Raw genomic sequence first — 19843 nt, forward strand, 5'->3', positions numbered from 1 at the left:
ATCGCCCACCACGCAACCACCAGCTCCGCAGACCGATCCATCGCGACGCCCACTGCGCTCTCCGGCCCGACCCCGAACTCGATCAGGACTCGCGCCAACCGCGTCGACCACTCGTCGAGTTCGCGGTACGACAACACGCGTGAACCATCGATGACGGCGACCGCCGTCGGGGCGGCGGCCACCGCGCCCGCCAACACATACGAGGTCATCCCCACCGGTGCGGAGACGCCAGCACCCGACCACTGCGACAGCACCAAGTCACGTTCGCCGCAACCCAGCAGCGCCACTCCGCCGATCACCGCCGAGGGATCGGCTACCACCGCCTCGACAATGCGATCGAACCAGCCAACCAGTCGCTCGATGGAGGACCGATCGAACAAGTCCGTTGCGTACGTCACCACACCGACAGCCATTGGCGCGGCGGGGTTCTCGGTCGGCACCTCTCTCAGATCGAAATCGATGTCGAACTTGGCGGTGCGGGTGAGCACCCCGACCGGCTCGACGTCGACTCCGTCCAGCGCCACTTCGGGACGCACATTGTTCTGGAAGGCCAATGCCACTTGAAACAACGGATGATGCGAGGTGGAGCGCACCGGGTTGAGATGCTCAACGAGCATTTCGAACGGCACATCCTGATTGCTGTACGCGTCCAACGCCTTAAGGCGCACTTGCTCGAGCACCTCGCTGAACCGCTGACCGGATCGCACCCCCACTCGCAGCACCCACGAGTTGACGAAGAATCCCACCAGCTCGCCCAACGCCTGATCCGACCGTCCGGCGATCGGCGTGCCCAATGCGATGTCCTCACCCATGCCGGCGCGGTGCAACACCGAGGCCAGGACCGCCTGCATCACCATCGAGGTGGTCGCATTGTGTGCTGCCGCAACCGCCTTGATTTCCGACCACAGCCGCGGGTCGATGCGCAGGTCCACGCCGTCACCGCGGTAACTGGGCACCGACGGACGCGGTCGATCCGTTGGCAGCGACACCACCTCGGGCAGATCCGCCAGTTCCTTTTGCCAATATGCCAATTGGCCCGCGATGACGCTGTCGGGGTCGGACTCGACACCCAAACAATCGCGCTGCCACAACGTGTAGTCCACGTACTGCACGGGCAACGGAGCCCAGCTCGGGGCCGTGCCCTGCCGCCGAGCCCGATACGCCACTCCGACATCGCGGATCATCGGCGCCATCGACCATCCGTCGAAAGCAATGTGGTGCAGGACAATTCCCACCACGTACTGCTGAGATCCGACCGTATAGACCTGCGCGCGGATCGGAATCTCGTTGGACAGATCGAATCGATGACCCGCAAGCGCCGCCAACGCGCTTTCGATGTCCGACGCAGGCACCCGATCCACGGTCGTGTTCCCGCGCCGCCACATGCCCGGCTCTGCCGGCAGCACCTTCTGCGACGGCACGCCGCCGACCTCGGGAAAGACTGTGCGCAGGGATTCGTGGCGCGCGATGACGTCATCGAGGGCCGCGGCGAGCGCGTCCACGTCGAGTTCACCGTTGATCCGGAACGCGATCGGCATGTTGTAGGTGGCAACGCCGCCCTCGTAGCGGTTCAGGAACCACAACCGGCTCTGGGCATACGACAACGGCACCACGTCCGGCCGATCTATCGGTACCAGCGGCTGGCGTCGACCCGAACCCTCACCGATTTGCGGTGCGAGTTGGGACACCGTCGGTGTGTCGAACAGAACGCGGACTCCGAGGTCGACGTCCAGGCTCGTGTTGATCGCAGCGATCAGTCGCATCGCAGAAATGGAGTCCCCGCCCAGATCGAAGAACGACTCGTCGACCCCGACCCGCTCCAGTCCGAGCACCTTCGCATAGATGCCGGCCACGATCTCCTCGACCGCGGTTCTCGGAGCGCGGTAGTCATCGGCGTCGCCGTAGTCGGGTGCCGGCAGTGCGCGCTTGTCGAGTTTGCCGTTGACAGTCACTGGCAGCGCGTCGATGGCCACCACCGCCGCCGGAACCATGTAGCCCGGGAGCCGTTCTACCAGCCTGGCGCGAACTGAAACTGGATCCGCGGTACCGGTGATGTAGGCGACCAATCGCTTGTCGCCGGGACGGTCTTCGCGCACGACCACCACGGCTTGCTGCACGCCGGCGAGCCCAGCGACGGCTGCTCGGATCTCGCCCAGTTCGATGCGATAGCCGCGAATCTTGACCTGCTCATCAGCGCGGCCGAAATACCGGAGTTGTCCGTCAGGACCCCAGCACACCAGGTCGCCAGTGCGATACATCCGTTGTCCTGGCGCTTCCGTGCCGACGAACGGGCATGCCACAAACCGGGAGGCTGTCAACCCGGCTCGCCGCAAGTACCCGAGGCCCACACCGCGGCCGGACACATACAACTCACCGATCACACCTGTTGGCGCCAAACGCAATCGCGCGTCGAGCACGAACAACGCCGCGCCCGGCACCGGGACACCGATCGGCACCTCCCCCGCACCAGAGACCAAAGGCGCGCTGATGGTGGCATAGACGGTCGTCTCGGTCGGACCGTAACCGTTGATCATTACGCGCCCCGGCGCCCATCGGTCCACGACCTCGTGGGGGCACGCCTCGGCGGCAATCATCAACGCCGCAGACTCCAACCCCTCCGGCGACAACATCCCGACCGCCGAGGGCGTCTGACTCAGTACCGTCACCTTTTCGGCGATCAACAACTCGTGCAGACGCTGCGCAGAACTGGTCACCTCCTCGGGCATCACCACCAGCCGCCCCCCGTGCAGCAGCGCACCCCAGATTTCCCACACCGAATAGTCGAACGCATACGAATGACACTGCGACCACACCTGTGCCGGGCCGATGTCCAAACCGACATCGAGTCCGTCGAACAACCGGGTCACGTTGTGGTGTGTGACCGCCACCCCTTTCGGGGCCCCCGTCGTGCCCGACGTGTAAATGATGTGAGCGACGTCATCGGCCGCCGCGCTGCGCAAGCCGGTCGCAGGATGCTCGTCGATGCCCGGATCGCCGATGTCGATGACCGCCAGATTGTCGAATCGCGCCAGCCGCTCGGCCAATTGGCCTGTGGTGACCGCTGCCGTCGGCGCGGCATCCTCCAGCATGAACTGGATTCGGGCCGACGGCGCCGCCGGGTCGATCGGCAGATACGCCGCGCCCGTTTTGACCACACCGAGGATCGCCACGATCGCTTCGGCCGAGCGGGGAAACAGCACTGCGACGGACTGACCCGGTCCCGCCCCATGCTCGACCAACAGATGCGCCAACCGATTCGACGCCTCGTCGAGTGCGCGATAAGTCCACGAACGGCCTTCGCATGTCAATGCCGTCGCCTGAGGGGCACGCGCGACCTGGGCGGCGAACAGCTGTGGGATGGACGCGGACACGGCGGTTTGGGTCAGCACCGCACGGTGACCCCATTGATCCAGTTGTGCGCGCTCACCGGGATGTAGCACATCTATCGATGACAGCGGACGTCGCGGGTCGGTGGTCATCGCCACCAGCACCCGCCGCAGCCGGTAGATCAGGGTTTCGATGCTGGCGGCGTCGAACACATCGGTGCGGAACTCGACCGTGCCGCTGATACCCGCCGGCCCACCCGTCTCGGTGAAGCATTCGCTCAGCGAGAATGTCAAATCCATTCGGGCCGTGCGGGTATCCACCGGAAGTGGGGTGACCTGCACGTCGCCCAAAGAAAGATCGGCGACGGGATTTCCGACGAAGTTCTGCCATCCCAAGATCACCTGAACCAACGGGTGATGGGCAAGGCTGCGGCCGGGGTTCAGCCGCTCGACCAGGACCTCGAAGGGCACGTCTTGGTGCTCATAGGCCGCCAGCGCGCGTTGTCGTACTTGACCGATGAGTTCGGAAACCGTTGGGTCACCGGCTACGTCGACCCTCAGCACCAGCGTGTTGACGAAGAAACCCACAAGTTCATCGAGTGCTGAATCACGCCGGCCCGCGATCGGAAAGCCCACCGCCACATCGGAACTCGCGCTGAGCTCAGCCAACAGGACCGCCAGTGCGGCCTGGACCACCATGAAACTGGTCGCGTTGTGCTCGCGAGCCACCGAGGCCACCTGCCGCTGCACGTCCGCCGGCCAATCGACCGTCACGGTGGCTCCGCGGTGATCGGCTGCCGGCGGATAGGGTCGATCGGTGGGTAGCGCGAGACGCTCGGGCAGCCCAGACAGTGCGTGCTCCCAATACGCCAGCTGAACGGCGATCGGGCTTTCGCTGTCCTCGATTTCACCCAAGTGGCGACGCTGCCACAGCGTGTAGTCGATGTACTGAACCGGCAGCGGCGCCCAATCGGGTGACCGGTCCGCGCATCGGCTCGCGTATGCACGTCCAAGATCGGCTACCAGCGGCCTTATCGACCAGCCGTCCGCGGCGACGTGATGCACCACCGCCGCCATCACGTGCTCGTTATCGGCGACGCGGAAAAGCGTTGCACGCAAGGGGATCTCGGCGTTCAGGTCGAACGCATAGAATGCCACGTCATCGATGGCATCACGCAGCTTCGCGGCCGACCAGCCTCGGGCGTCGACGACATGCCAGCCGAAGTCCGCCCGCTCGACGGGCACCAATAACTGTTGAGGTGCGCCGTCAACCGCCGTGAACACAGTCCGCAGCGTCTCCTGGCGTCTCACGACATCTGCCAGCGCCGCACCCAGAGCCTCGGCGTCAAGCTGTCCAGTCAGCCGCAGCGCAACCGGCATGTTGTAGATCGCCGAAGGTCCCTGCAACTGCTCGAGGAACCATAACCGCTGTTGAGCGAACGACAGCGGCAGCACCGCGGGCCGTTCACCGGCGACCAACGGCGGAAGCCCGCGCGAGCTTTCCCCGATACGCGGCGCAAGTTCGGCGACTGTCGGAGAATCGAACAGCGTGCGCACCGCGACATCCGCGTCGAGCGCGGAGCTGATAGCGGCGACCACCCGCATCGCCGACAGTGAATCCCCGCCAAGGTGGAAGAATGAGTCATCGACCCCGACCCGTTCGAGTCCGAGAACCTGCGCGTAGATACCGGCCAGGATCTCTTCGACCGCGGTGGACGGGGCGCGATAATCGTCGCCGTGTTCGTACTCGGGCGCCGGTAACGCACGCTTGTCGAGTTTCCCGTTGACCGTCAGCGGCAATGCGTCGATGGCCACCATTGCGGTCGGGACCATGTAGGCCGGCAGCCGCTCAGACAGTAGCGCTCGCACCTGTGTCGGGTCCGCGTCGCCGGTGACGTAGCCGACCAGGCGCTTGTCGCCGGGCTGGTCCTCGCGCACGATCACCGCTGCCTGCTTCACACCCGTCAACCCGGCCAGCGTGGCTTGAACTTCACCGAGTTCGATGCGATAGCCGCGAATCTTGACCTGCTCATCGGCACGACCGAAGTAGCGCAGTTGGCCGTCGGCGCCCCAAGCCACCAGATCCCCGGTGCGATACATCCGTGACCCCGGTCCACCGAAGGGGCAAGCCACGAATCGCGAGGCGGTCAGCCCCGCACGGCGCACATAGCCGACACCTACCCCCCGGCCGGCGACATACAACTCGCCGACCACCCCATTCGGCGCCGTCCGCAACCGCGCGTCGAGGACGAACAACGCCGCTCCCGGTACTGGCACACCGATCGGCACCTCCGCCGCGCCCGGGGTCAGCGGCGCGCTGATAGTGGCATACACCGTGGTCTCGGTGGGGCCGTAACCGTTGATCATCAGCCGTCCCGGGGCCCAGCGCTGCACCACCTCGCGCGGGCAGGGCTCGGCGGCGATCATCAGCGCCGTCTGGTCCAGCCCCTCAGGGGACAGCATGCCCACCGACGACGGGGTCTGGCTGAGTACGGTGACGCCTTGGGAGACCAGCACCGCATGAAGATCCTGCGGGGAACGGGACACTTCCTCGGGCACAACCACGAGCCGGCCACCGAACAGCAGCGCACCCCAGATCTCCCACACCGAGTAGTCGAAGGCGTAGGAATGGCATTGCGACCAGACCTGATCGGGCCCCATGTTCAAACCCACATCGAGACCGTCGAAGAGCCTCGTCACGTTGTGGTGGGTGACTGCCACACCCTTCGGAGTTCCGGTGGTGCCCGAGGTGTAGATGACGTGGGCGATGTCCTCTGGCGCCGGACCCGGCAAGGTGGTCGCAGGCTGTGTGTCGACGCGCGGATCCTCGACATCGATGACCCGCAAGCCCAGATCGTCCAGCCGTTCGGTCAACGCTGTGGAGGTGACCGCTGCGATCGGGTTCGAATCGGCCACCATGAACGCGATCCGCGCCGGTGGCACCGACGGATCGATCGGCAGATAGGCGGCGCCCGTCTTGAGTACCGCCAGAATCGCGATGATCGCCTTGGGGGAACGGTGAAACAGGGTCGCCACGCACTGACCCGGGCCAGCACCCTCGCCAACCAACAAGTGCGCCAATCGATTCGATGCTTCATCCAGTTCGCGATATGTCATCGAGCGCTCGGCGAAGCTCAGCGCCACGGCCTGTGGGGCGTGCGCCACCCGCTCGGCGAAGGCCGTTGGGATCGACTTTTCGGTGACCGGCCGAGCCAGCACCGCCCGGTTACCGATCTGATCGAGCAGCGCATGCTCTGCGGCGTCGAGCACATCGACCGACGACAACGCTTGGGTCGGATCCGTCGTGATCGCCAACAGCACCCGTTCCAACCGTCTGATCAGCACCTCGATCGTAGCGGTGTCGAACACGTCGGTGCGGAACTCCACCATCCCCGAGATCCCGTCCGGCTCACCGCTTTCCGTGAAGCGCTCCGCCAGAGAGAACACCAAATCCATACGGGCGGTGCAGGTGTCTGCGGGCAGTGGAACAGCCTGCACATCACCCAGTCGGAGTCCAGCGGCAGGACCGTTGGTGTGCCAGGGGAGGTTCTGCCACGTCAACATCACCTGCACCAGCGGATGATGGGTCAACGAACGGGTCGGGTTCAGCCGATCGACCAGCACTTCGAACGGCACATCGCGGTGCTGGTAGGCGGTCAGGCCACGCTGGCGCACCTGGGCCAGTACCCGTGCGATGTCGGGATCGCCGCTCAGATCGACCCGCAACACCAGGGTATTGACGAAGAACCCGACCAGTTCGTCGAGTGCCGGATCACCGCGCCCCGCGATCGCGATGCCCACAGCTATGTCACTGCTGCCGCTCATCTCGGAGAGCAGCACCGCCAGCGCGGCCTGGATCACCATGAAGCTGGTTGCGTTGTGTTCGCGGGCCGCCCTGGCGACCTGCTGCTGTAACTGCGCCGGCCAGTCCACCGTTACAGTGGCCCCGCGGTGATCGGCCACCGGCGGATAAGGGCGATCGGTTGGCAACGCCAGCCGCTCCGGCAGTCCGCCCAGAGCCTGCTCCCAATAGGCGATCTGTGCGGCAATGGGACTGCTCGCATCGTCGAGGTCGCCCAGGTGCTCGCGCTGCCACAACGTGTAGTCGATGTACTGCACCGGCAACTGCGCCCAGTCCGGGCTCCGTCCCGCACAACGGCTGTCGTATGCATCTCCCAGGTCACGCACCAGCGGGGCGACGGACCAACCATCGGCGGCGATGTGGTGAACCACCGCGACCAGTACATGCTCATCGTGGGTGATACGGAAAAGTGTTGCGCGCAAAGGAATCTCGACAGCAAGATCAAAGGTGTGACGCGCCGTCGCGCCTATCGCCTCACTGAGCTGCGCCTTCGCCCAGCCACCGGTATCGATGACCTGCCAACCGAAGTCGGCCTCTGCGGGGGAAATCACCACCTGATGAGGGACACCCTCGGCGGACACGAACAGGGTACGCAGGCTCTCGTGTCGGCCCACCACATCGGCAAGCGCTTCACCAAGAGCGCCGGCATCGAGCTGCCCGGACAGGCGCAACGCCACCGCCATGTTGTAGACCGCCGATGGACCCTGTAGCTGGTCGAGGAACCACAACCGACTCTGAGCGAAGGAGAGGGGCACCCGCTCCGGGCGCGGCATCACCCGCAGTGGCGCGTGAGCGGTATCGCCATGGTGCCTCTGCAGATAGTCGGCAAGATCCCCGACGATCGGGGCATCGAACAGATATCGCACGGGAACTTCTCGATCCAGGGCCGCCTGTAAACGTGCGCTGACGCGAATGGCGATCAGCGAGTCTCCGCCCAGCGCGAAGAAATCGTCGTCGAGCCCCACCCGGTCGATGCCCAGAACATCGGCGAAGGCGTCCGCGACGATCGTCTCCATCTGGGTCTGCGGCGCCCGGAAAGGCGTGGCCGCAATCACCGGTTCCGGCAGTGCCTTTCGGTCGATCTTGCCCGAAGACGTCATCGGGAAGTCGTCGAGCGCGATGTACTGAGTCGGCACCATGTAGTCAGGCAGCCGAGAGCTCATCCACTGGCGTACGGCGTTGATCTTGGTATTGGTGTGCGGATCGTTGGCATGTGCGCTGGTTTGACCTGTATGGGTGGACCCCAGGTAGAGATCGCTCAGCGCAGGGGATTCTCCGGCCTCGCCGGGAGGTGTGAAAATCGCGTCCAGAGTGCCCGGTTCGGCGCCCCAGGTCACCCCGACCCGGTAGCCAGTGGCTTCACCGAGACGGTGTAGTCGTTCGGGGCTGACCGCCTGGGGCGCTTCGGCGGCGTGAGCGATCGCGTCCGGCGGCGACAACCCTTCGGCCAGGCCCTGTTCGATCCGGACGTCGCCGATCACCCCGGCATGCGGAATTGCGGTGACACGCACTGCATCCGGACGTCGTGCCGCTAGGTCGGTCTCCAGCCGGTCAAGGCCGCCGCGGGCATCCCACTCCCACGTGGGCACATCGAACAGCGATCGCACAGAGGAGGGGCTCGTGTAGACGACGACCTCGTAGCGGTAGCGGGTCAGCTCGTTGTCGGCGGCTCCCCGTTTGACCTGTATGTCGAGGCCGGCCACCGACGGATGCCCTGCGGCCCACTGGGTGAAGAACTCCGGCGCAAGCAACAACTCGGGCTCACCCAGGATCGCGCGATGCACCCGGTGCCGGATCTCCGGGGCGTCGGCGTTGGGGGTGTGCGCCAGCACGACGCCGGTCTGGAATGCACCCTGCAGGCTGTAGTTGCGCACGTCACCGATGTACAACGCTCCGCCCGGCGCCAATAGATCGACCGCGGTGTCGATGACCTCGGCCAGGTAGTGCGCGCTCGGGAAGTACTGGATGACCGAGTTGATGATGATCGTGTCGAAATAGCCCGTCGGCAGCGTTCCGGCAATATGCGCGGGCTGGGCCAACAGCTCGACCCTGTCTCCCCAGGGCTGCGTGGCTACCGCCGCCCGCAAATTGCGGATGGTGGGCGCGGAAAAGTCGGTACCCCAATACTTCTCGCACGCGGGAGCGATTTCGGACAACAGAAGGCCGGAGCCCACGCCGATCTCCAACACCCGCCGCGGCTGCAACGCCATGATTCGGTCTACCGTGGCCGAACGCCACTGCTGCATCTCGGCAAGGGGTATCGGATCGTCGGTGTAGCTGCTGTTCCAACCCCGGAAGTCGCTGCCGAACTCCGGCACTTCGATGTCCGCGTCGTAGAGCTCGTCATAGATGTTCTGCCAGTGCTCGACAGTTTCGCTCTCGTAGTCGGCGGCGGTGGTCTGCTCCAGGGTCACGTAAGCCACCAGATGCTCGCCGGTGTCGCTGGTGTGCAAGCTGGCAGCAGCTCGCACGACCTCCGGGCAGGCCAGCAGCGCGTTCTCGACCTCACCGAGCTCTAAACGCTGCCCGCGCAGCTTGACCTGCGTATCGGCTCGACCCAGGTAGTCCAACGCTCCCGCCGCGGTCCAGCGCACCAGATCACCGGTGCGGTACATGCGTGTTCCCGCCGCTCCGAACGGATCGGCGACGAAACGCTCAGCGGTCAAGTCGGGCCGGCCCACATAACCGCGCGCCACCGCGGGCCCGCCCAGATACAACTCGCCCACCACCCCGACCGGCGCGGGGCTGAGCCGACCGTCCAACACCAGGGCAGTGACGCCGGCGATCGGGGCTCCGATGCGCACCGGGTGTCCCGCCGACAGCGCATCGCACGTTGCCCAGATGGTCGCCTCGGTGGGCCCGTAGGCATTGAACATGCGGCGTCTCGGCGCCCAGCCGGCGACCAGTTCGGCCGGACAAGCCTCCCCACCCGTGACGAGTGTGTCGAGGCCGGCTACCCGAGCTTGATCCAGCGTAGCCAGCACGGTCGGAGTCAACAGTGCCGCATCAACCCGTTGAGTTCGCAGCACATCAGCCAACGCCTCGCCGGCATACGCGTCACGTGGCGCTACAACCAACGTCGCTCGTGAGCCCACCGCCCACATCCACTCGAAAATGGACGCGTCGAAGGTAGGGGAGGCGACCATCAACACGCGCGATCCGGCGTCCAAACCGAACTGGGCTCTGTGGGCAGCGGCTACACCTGGCAGACCGGCGTGGCTGACCGCGACGCCCTTGGGTACACCTGTCGATCCCGACGTGAATATCACATACGCGGCGGTGTCCACGGTCAAGGGAGCCAGCCGGTCGGCGTCGGTGATGGGATCCGCCGAATGATCACGCACGTCGAGGCCGTCGAGGCTCAGCACCGGGCGCGAACCGGCCCCGGCCAACGCGTCGACTCCATAGGTCAGCACGCACACCGCATCCACGGCGTCCAGCACCGTCGCGATGCGTTCCACCGGATGGTTGGCATCCAAGGGCACATAGACCCCGCCGGCCTTGAGCACCGCCCACCAGGCCACGACCAACTCCGCGCAGCGGTCCATCGCCACGCCCACACTGCGTTCGGGGCCCACTCCCGTTTCGATGAGCAACCGCGCGAGTCGCGTCGACCACTCATCGAGCTCGCGATAGGACAGCTGGCGGTGACCATCGACCACGGCCGTCTCGTCCGGGCCGGCTGCCACCGCCGCGGCAAGAAGTTCCGGAACTACGCCCACGGCCGCCGGCACCTGGGCACCGGACCATCGAGCCAGGACAAGATCACGCTCACGGCCATCAAGTAGGGCGACCTCGCCCACTGGCAGTGAGGCATCGTTGACCACGGCCTCGAGGACCCGGTCGAACCAACCGACCATCCGCTCGATGGTGGGCCGGTCATACAGGTCCTTCGAATAGGTGACCGTGCCGGCGGCACCCATCTGATCGGGACCAGACAGTTCGCTGAGCTGGATATCCAAGTCGAACTTGGCGGTGCGGGTGTCCATCTCCACCGGCGCGACGTCGACTCCATCGAGCGCCATCTCGGGACGCACATTGTTCTGAAATGCCAAGGCCACCTGGAACAGTGGATGGTGCGACGTGGAGCGCACCGGGTTGAGCTGCTCGACAAGCAACTCGAACGGCACATCCTGATTGCTGTAGGCATTCAACGCCTTCTGACGCACCCGCTCGAGCACCTCGCTGAACGAGTCCTCAGAACTCACCGCAACCCGCAACACCCACGTGTTGACGAAGAACCCGACCAGATCATCGAGCGCGGCATCCAACCGCCCGGCGATCGGCGAGCCCATCACCACGTCCTGGCCCACCCCCGCACGGTGCAGCACCACCGCCAACACCGCCTGCATCACCATCGACGCCGTCGCATTGTGCGCCGCCGCCACCGCCTTGACCTGCGCCCACAGCGGCGCCTCGATGCGCAACTCCACCCCGTCACCGCGATAACTGGGCACCGCCGGACGCGCACGATCCGCAGGCAGCGACACCACCTCCGGCACATCGGCGAGCTCAGCTCGCCAATAGGCCAACTGCCCAGCGATCACACTGTCCGGATCCGACTCGACACCCAGCCAATCCCGTTGCCACAACGTGTAATCGGCATACTGCACCGGCAACGGCGACCAGCCCGGCTCCCCTCCGGCGCGACGGGCGCGATACGCCTCGGCCACATCACGCACCATCGGAGCCAACGACCAACCGTCAAAAGCGATGTGATGCACCACGATTCCGAGCACATGCTGACCTGGCCCGACCGCATAGATCTGTGCGCGCAGGGGAATCTCGGTGGCCAGATCGAACCGGTATTCCGCCAGGGCCGCCAGATCATGGGCGAGATCAGCTTCGGACAGGTGCACTATCGCCGGGCCCCGACGCCGCCACATCCCCGGCTCCGCGGGCAGCAGCTGTTGATACGGCTCGCCGTCCACGTCGGGAAAAACGGTGCGCAACGCCTCATGGCGGGCGATCACATCGTCCAGTGCCGCGTCGAGGGCAGCTACATCGAGCGCACCGCTGAACCGCAACGCCGTGGGCATGTTGTAGGTCGCAACGCCACCCTCGAAGCGGTTGAGGAACCACAACCGGCTCTGGGCATACGACAACGGCACCACCGAAGGCCGCTCAACGGCGACCAACGGCTCCCGTCGATCACCGTCCTCAGCCACCCGAAGAGCCAGCTGGCCGACCGTGGGCGCGTCGAATACCGTGCGCACTGCGAGGTGCGCACCCAGTCCGGCGTTGACCGCCGCAACCAGACGCATCGCCAGAATGCTGTCGCCGCCCAGCTCGAAGAAGGATTCGTCGACCCCGACCCGCTCGAGCCCGAGCACCTGGCCGTAGATGCCGACCAGGATTTCCTCGGTGGGAGTGGCGGGGGCACGGTACGCGCCGGCGTTGTACTCCGGCGCCGGCAGAGCATGTCTGTCGAGTTTGCCGTTCACGGTCAACGGCAACGCGTCGAGCACCACGATTGCCGCGGGCACCATGTAAGCCGGGAGGCGCTCGGCCAACGTGGACCGTAACCGGTGCGGATCGACCGCTCCGTCGAATGGTTCGGTGACATAACCGATCAGACGCTTATCACCAGGACGGTCCTCACGGACGACGACCGCCGCTTGTGTCACTCCGTCGAGTTCGCCCAGCGCCGTCTGGACTTCACCCAATTCGATGCGGTATCCGCGAATCTTGACCTGTTCGTCGGCGCGACCGAGGTACTGCAGTTGACCATCCTCACCCCACCGCACGATGTCACCGGTGCGGTACATCCGCTGACCTGGCTCTCCCGTTGCTACGAACGGACACGCCACAAATCGAGACGCTGTCAACCCAGAACGGCGCACATAGCCGACACCCACGCCACGGCCTGCCACATACAGTTCGCCGACGACCCCCACCGGCACCTGACGCAGCCAGGCATCGAGCACGAATAAGGCTGCTCCGGGCACCGGCACCCCGATCGGCACCGACCCCGGCCCCGGCGCCAATGGCGAGCTCATCGCTGAGTACACGGTGGCCTCGGTCGGTCCGTAAGCATTGATCATCACGCGCCCGGGCGCCCAGCGATTGACCAACTCTGGGGCGCAAGCCTCACCGGCGACCACGAGCGCCAGCGACTCCAGACCCTGCGACGGCAACATCCCTGCCGCCGACGGGGTCTGGCACAGCACACTGACCTTCTCGGTCACCAACAGCGTGTGGAAATCCGCCGGCGAACCCGACACCGTCTCGGGCACCACAACAAGCCGCCCCCCACCCAGCAGTGCGCCCCAGATCTCCCAGCACGACACGTCGAAGGCGTACGAATGCCACTGTGTCCACACCTGTCCCGGCGCGACCAAAGTCGGATCCGCTGACTGCAACAGTTGGGCGACGTTGCCGTGAGTGACCGCCACCCCTTTGGGCACACCGGTAGTGCCCGAGGTGTAGATGAGGTAAGCGATATCGTCCGGCGCCGGACCGGGCAGCCCAGTGGTGGGCTGCGAGTCGACACGAGAATCGTTGATGTCGATCACCGGCACATCGAATTCGCTCAGCCGCTCGACGAACGCCCCGGTGGTGACCGCCACGACCGGCGCGGCATCTTCGAGCATGAATCTTATTCGGGCGTCAGGATGTTCGGGATCGATGGGCAAGTAAGCCGCCCCGCTCTTGAGGACGCCCAAAATCGCCACGATCGCGTCGCCGGATCGCGGAAACAGAAGGGCCACACACTCGCCCGGGCCCGCACCCGCTTCTGCCAACGCGTGCGCGAGCCGGTTCGCGGCCTCGTCGACCTCGCGGTAGGTCCGGGACACGTCCGCGCAAACCAGCGCCACTGCCTCCGGTGCGCGGGCGACCTGACGGTCGAACAACACCGGAATTGAAGCCGGTGATGGATCCTGAGCGGCTAGCACCGCCCGATTGCCCATCTCATCGAGCCGCTCGCGCTCGCCCCATTCGAGCACGCGGATGGAGCGCAGCGACTGTGAGGGGTCGGCGAACATCGCCGTCAGGACCCGCTCCAGCTGCTGGGCTAGATCGGTGGCAGCGACATTCGAAAGCGGATGGCCGGCACCCGTCGTGCTCAGAGAAAGGTCCTCACCAGCGCCGGAGAAGATGAACCCGAAGCCGCCCATACGGCCGGCATTGGTCAGCGACGCCGATGCCTGGACTCCACCGAAGTCCAGTGTGAATGATGCCGGAAGGAAATTGACGCTCACCCTGTTGGCCGACGCGCCGATTCCACGGGGGTGGACATTGCGCTCGAGGGCATGTACCGGAAACCGTTGATGTTGCAACGCTTCCCGCATTCGTGCATCGACAAGCCTGCAGAAGTCGCCAACAGGGGACTGCGGCGAGACCGACAACACCAGCGGAACGATTCCGGCGAGCATCGCCGGCAGCGTCTTGGACTCCGGGCGTACGCGCCTGCTGACCGGAAAGTCGAGAACCACCTCCGAGCCGTCGGCGCACCAGCCCCGAACCACGAGTGCGCACGCCGCGGTGACGACAGTGTTTTGCGGCACGCCCAACCGGTCGGCGAACTCTTCGAGCCGGCGAAGGACTTGACGGTTCAAAGGCACCGGATCAGAAGGTCCTGGATCGCGCTCGTCAGCGGCTTGGTAAACCTGGCTGCTCAGGGCGGTTTCCTGCGCGAGGTGCTCCGCCCAGTAGGCCTGGTCCTCGAGGTAATCGTTCGAGGATTCGTATTCGGACTCGCAAGCAATCAGGTCCCGTAATGAGCCGAACAGCGCGGGAGCAACGGCTGCGCCGGACACCACGGCGGAGTAGAGCGACGCAATCCGTTGACCGACCAACGCAATACCGAAGCCGTCGATGACGATGTGGTGGCAACACCCGAACAGGTAGAACTCATCCGCGCGCGTCTTGAACAGTGCGAACCTGAAGAGCGGACCGGCCAGCGACATCGGCGTGCGCTGGATCGAATCGGCGAGCCGACGGGCCTCCCGCTGGGGATGGGGCGAGCCACTAAGGTCATAGAACGCCACATCGACATCCGAATGGTCGGTCGCCGTCTGGACGATCTTGCCGTCGACCTCGAAGAATGCGGCTCTAAGCGGTTCGGCCTCGCGCACAACTCGACTGATTGCCCACTCGAGGGCATCGCGCTCTACCGGCCCATCGATTCTTACGAACAGGCCGAGTTGCCACTCCGTGTCAGCTTGACCCGTCTCGTGCGCGAGCCATATATCCAACTGCTGGCGGGTAGCCTCCAGCGACCGGTCGTCAAGCACCATGAACCCCCAGAGACCGCGCGATTATGTTCCCGCCCCCGAGCCTTTTTCTAATGCCCGCGGTCTCTGGCCAACCTGTCACGGAGACTCTTCGGCCGAATGTCGGGCCAGTTCTGTTCGATGTAGCCGAGACAGGCGGTGCGTTCCGCTTCGCCATAGACGACCCGCCACCCGTTTGGGGTGTCGGCAAAGGTCGGCCAAAGGCTGTGCTGCTCCTCGTCGTTAACTAGAACGACGAAGGTTCCATTGTCGTCGTCGAAAGGATTGATGCTCATCATACTCCCCACCGTCTCACCGACATGGTGCGCTAACAGCCTGCTCCTACCAACGATAGATGAGTACGCCAGTTACGGGTTGGATTTCGAAAGTTTCACAGCGAACTACTTGCATCATTATATTGACGCGCTAGCAAATAGACTGTCACTCGAGGGCCGCCGGTCACCGAGAGGGTGGGTTGACCAGGGAGAACTGATTTGATCTTGTGCTGAAACGCCCAGTTGAATTCGTCGCGGATCCGTCGGCGTAATGCCCCATCCACCACTCTGATCCTAGTAGCGAACGCAACAACGGCTGCGGTCGGTCAGTCAGCAAATCTTAGACCTCGCCCATTTTTCGCCCTGAAACGTTGGCGTTCGGGTTCGCTGTGCGTCGGATTCCGGAAGCAATGTTCGTGATCGTCCGGTGTTGACAGTGGCGTCTCACCTGGATCGCCCAGGATCGCATTGATCATCCGGAGTTGCTACACAGAGGCATGGGCCTGATGCAGCAAACTAGAAAGTCAGGAATGACCGAGTCAGATGTCCCTGAGGCGCCGCCCCGGTTCTCCGGGCGAGTTGCGCACTCGATCCCAGAGTGGGTTCGGAGGTTCGGGCAAAAGGTGATGGGCCGCCATCGACACGATCGCGGCTGTGCGCAGAGGCCCTGAAACGGTTGACGAGGTCGGCGAGGGTTACACCGATCTCGTCCTGAATTGCGCGTGCACTCCGATCGCAGACTCGGCCATCACCTGCGAAGAGCCCTACGATCCAGCGGCGGACGCACAGTTTAGCTACGCGAGTTAGCTATGCGAGCTTTCTACTGCCCGCGGTCTCTGGCCAACCTGTCGCGCAAGCTCTTCGGCCGTATGTCAGGCCAGTTCTGTTCGATGTAGTCGAGACAGGCGGCACGGTCCGCTTCGCCGTAAACCACTCGCCACCCTTCTGGGATATCGGCGAAGGTAGGCCAAAGGCTGTGTTGCTCCTCGTCGTTAACCAGAACGACGAAGGTTCCATTGTCGTCATCGAACGGATTGATGCTCATCCCACTCCTCGCCTCATCGACATGGTGCGCCGACAACTTGGTCGCCCTAACGATAGAGGGGCCAGTAAAGGGTCATATCCGGTGGGGTGTGCGATAAGAGTTCGCGCACTTTCGTGCGTCGACTACCGATGACGTATCACTGAGACGATTCCGGAGATCGCGGGCCTTCTCCGAGCAGCGTGGACCTCACGAGCGGCCGAGGACCCGACGAACGAAGTAGCGCGCTGGCAGGACGTGGGCGCACTCGCTGAGGCCACCAGAACCATCGGCCCAGCAGCGCGGCGATCGAAGGCGTCATGAACGCGCGCACCACCAACGTGTCGAACAACAAGCCCAAACCGATCGTGGAGCCGACTTGGCCGATGATAAGCAGGTCGCTGACGACCATGGACAACATCGTGAACGCGAAAACCAAGCCGGCGGCCGTCACAACTTTGCCGGTGCCGCCCATCGCCCGGATCAAGCCGGTATTGAGCCCAGCACCTATTTCCTCCCGCATTCGCGATACCAGCAATAGGTTGTAGTCCGAACCCACGCCCAAGAGAATGATCACCGACATGGCTAATACGAGCCAATGCAGATGAATACCCAAAATATGTTGCCAAATGAGGACTGACAGACCGAATGCCGCACCCAAAGACACCGCGACCGTGCCGACGATAACCAACGCGGCAACAAAACTCCGCGTAATGATCAGCATGATGATGAACACTAGGCACAGTGCCGCCACACCCGCGATCAGGAGGTCATATTTCGAGCCATCTTGCATATCCTTATACGTCGCCGCGGTCCCCGCGACGTGAATCTTCGCGGACTCGAGCGGACTTACTTTGAGCGCTTCCTCGGCCGCAGTCTTTATCAAATCCACCCGGGCCAGTGACTCGGGCGAACCCGGGTCGTCCCTATGCGAAATGATCAAACGCATAGCCTTGCCGTCCGGCGAGAAGAACAAGCTCATGGCCCGTTTGAAGTCCTCGTTCTCGAAAACTTCAGGCGGAAGGTAGAAGGAATCGTCGTTGTGGGCAGCGTCGAACACTCGCCCCATGGCGGTGGCAGTGGACGCCCCCTCCTCCATCTGCGCGAGCATGCCGGACATGGTGCTGTGCATGGTCAGCATGGAGGTGCGCATCTTCCCGATTGTCGCAATCATCTGCGGGAAATCGGCGATCATCTGCGGCATAATTGCATTTAGCTGCTCGATGCCCTCGACCAGAATTCCTACCTGAGCGCTGATCTTATCGGTGCCGTCTAACGTCTCGAACACGGATCTGATGGAGTAGCAGATTGGAATGTTATGGCAATGCGGCTCCCAATAGAAATAATTACGAATGGGTCTCCAGAAGTCATCGAAATCGGCAATGCTGTCTCGTAACTCGCTAACACTTTCTTCCAAGCCTCGCATCTTGCCGAGCATGCGATCTGTGATTTCGGTGGTCTGCTTCATCAGGACGTACATACGTTCCATTTGCGTTTGCATTTCGCGCATCGCATCCGCCTGCTTAACAAGCAGGCTCATAGTCCCCTGCATGAAAGGCAGCGTTTGCACCATGCCGGCGGACTGCAGGCTGATCATGAATGGAATCGAAGTGCGTTCTAGCGGGGTCCCCTCCGGCCGCGTTATACCTTGGACCCTGGAGACACCTGGGACCGCAAAAACTTTCTTTGCCAATCTATGCAGGATCAGAAAGTCTGCCGGATTGCGCATATCGTGATCGGCCTCGATCCAGACAATATCGGGCATCACCCGTGACTGCGGGAAATGCCGCTCGGCCGCCGCGAACCCCACATTGGCCGGAATGTCCTGCGGCATATACAGCCGGTCGTTGTAGCTCGTTTCATACGCGGGCAGCGCCAACAAGCCGACGAGCGCGACAACGCTCGCCGCAGCGAGAATCGGCGCTGGCCATCGGGCGATCGCTGTCCCCAGCCGCCGCCACCGACGGACCGCGACCTTGCGCTTCGGCTCGAATAATCCGACGCGGCCCCCCAGGGCAATTCCCGCCGGGATGAGCGTGACGGCAACCGCGACGACGATAAGCATGCCCACCGCGCCTGGGACACCAATGGTCTGAAAGTAGGGAAGCCTGGCAAAGCTCAAACAGAAGATCGCGGCCGCGATGGTCGAGCCGGAGGCCAGGACCACCTTGGCGACGCTGCCGAAGGTGGTATAGAACGCTGTCTCCGGATCTTCACCGGCCTGACGCGCTTCGTGATAGCGCCCGAAGAAAAAGATCGCATAATCTGTTCCGGCCGCAATTCCGAGCGAGACCAGCAGATTGACGGCAAAAATCGATAGCGCAAGAACTTCGTTGTCGCCTAGATACGCAACGACCCCTCGAGCCACTTGCACCTGGACCCCGACCATGACCGCAACACAGATGACAGTGACGATCGAGCGGTAGACGAACAGCAGCATGATCAAGATCACGGCGATGGTGACAACCGTGATTTTCAAGATGGAGTCGTCACCCGCAGTGTTCATATCCGACACCAGCGGCGCCGGACCTGTGACGTAGACGCTCAGCCCGGGGGGCGGAGGCGCTCGCTCGACGATGTCTCGGACCGCTTCGACGGATCGGTTCGCTTTCGCCTCTCCTTGGTCGCCGACCAAGTTGACCTGGACGTACGCGGCCTTGCCGTCGGCACTTTCTGCGCCAGGGGCCGTGAGCGGATCGCCCCAGAAGTCCTGCACGTGGTGGACATGATCGGTGTCAGCTCGAAGCTGACGAACCAACTCGTCGTAGTAAGCGTGCGCTTCAAGGCCGAGCGGTTGCTCACCCTCGAACACAATCATCGCGAAGCTGTCGGACTCCGATTCTTGGAAGACCTCTCCCATGCGCTTCATCGACTGCAACGACGGTGCGTCCTGGGGGACCTGCGACACAGACTGTTCTCGGCCCACCTGTTCCAGCGAGGGAATCGTGAAGAAAGTTACAGCGGCGATCGCGACCCAGCCGATGATGATGAACAGCGACAATCGATAAACCGTCCGTGCAATGAATCCCGGGCGGCGGTTGTCGAGCCGGCGGTCGATCATGCCGCTCTTGACAGGCAAGCGCCGTTTCGGCCGCCCATGTTGATGCGGCATCGGACGCTGACACTGCTGCTCTGCATGACAA

General features: G+C 63.8%; 4 protein-coding genes (1 of these 4 running past the window's edge). All 4 read right to left on the bottom strand.

What is annotated here, in order from left to right; genetic code table 11:
• Window positions 1–15428, bottom strand: the 5' portion of a protein-coding gene (locus AAHH99_RS00125) for an amino acid adenylation domain-containing protein (RefSeq protein ID WP_418766883.1). The gene continues 4105 nt to the left of window position 1, outside the view; 15428 of the gene's 19533 nt are visible here — the first part of the coding sequence; its start codon is at window positions 15426–15428; the stop codon falls past the left edge of the window.
• Window positions 15429–15475: 47 nt separating this feature from the next.
• Window positions 15476–15700 (bottom strand): MbtH family protein, encoded by a 225-nt coding sequence (locus AAHH99_RS00130; protein ID WP_418767547.1) that lies wholly within the window; start codon window positions 15698–15700, stop codon window positions 15476–15478.
• Between the two features lie 799 nt (window positions 15701–16499).
• Entirely contained in the window at window positions 16500–16724 is a 225-nt protein-coding gene (locus AAHH99_RS00135) for an MbtH family protein (protein ID WP_418766884.1), read from the bottom strand.
• A gap of 136 nt (window positions 16725–16860) precedes the next feature.
• Complete coding sequence (locus tag AAHH99_RS00140; protein WP_418766885.1) at window positions 16861–19761, bottom strand: RND family transporter; 2901 nt, start codon at window positions 19759–19761, stop codon at window positions 16861–16863.
• Between the last annotated feature and the right edge of the window lie 82 nt (window positions 19762–19843).

The organism is Mycobacterium neumannii, assembly GCF_048452905.1.
Taxonomy (GTDB): Bacteria; Actinomycetota; Actinomycetes; order Mycobacteriales; family Mycobacteriaceae; genus Mycobacterium; species Mycobacterium neumannii_B.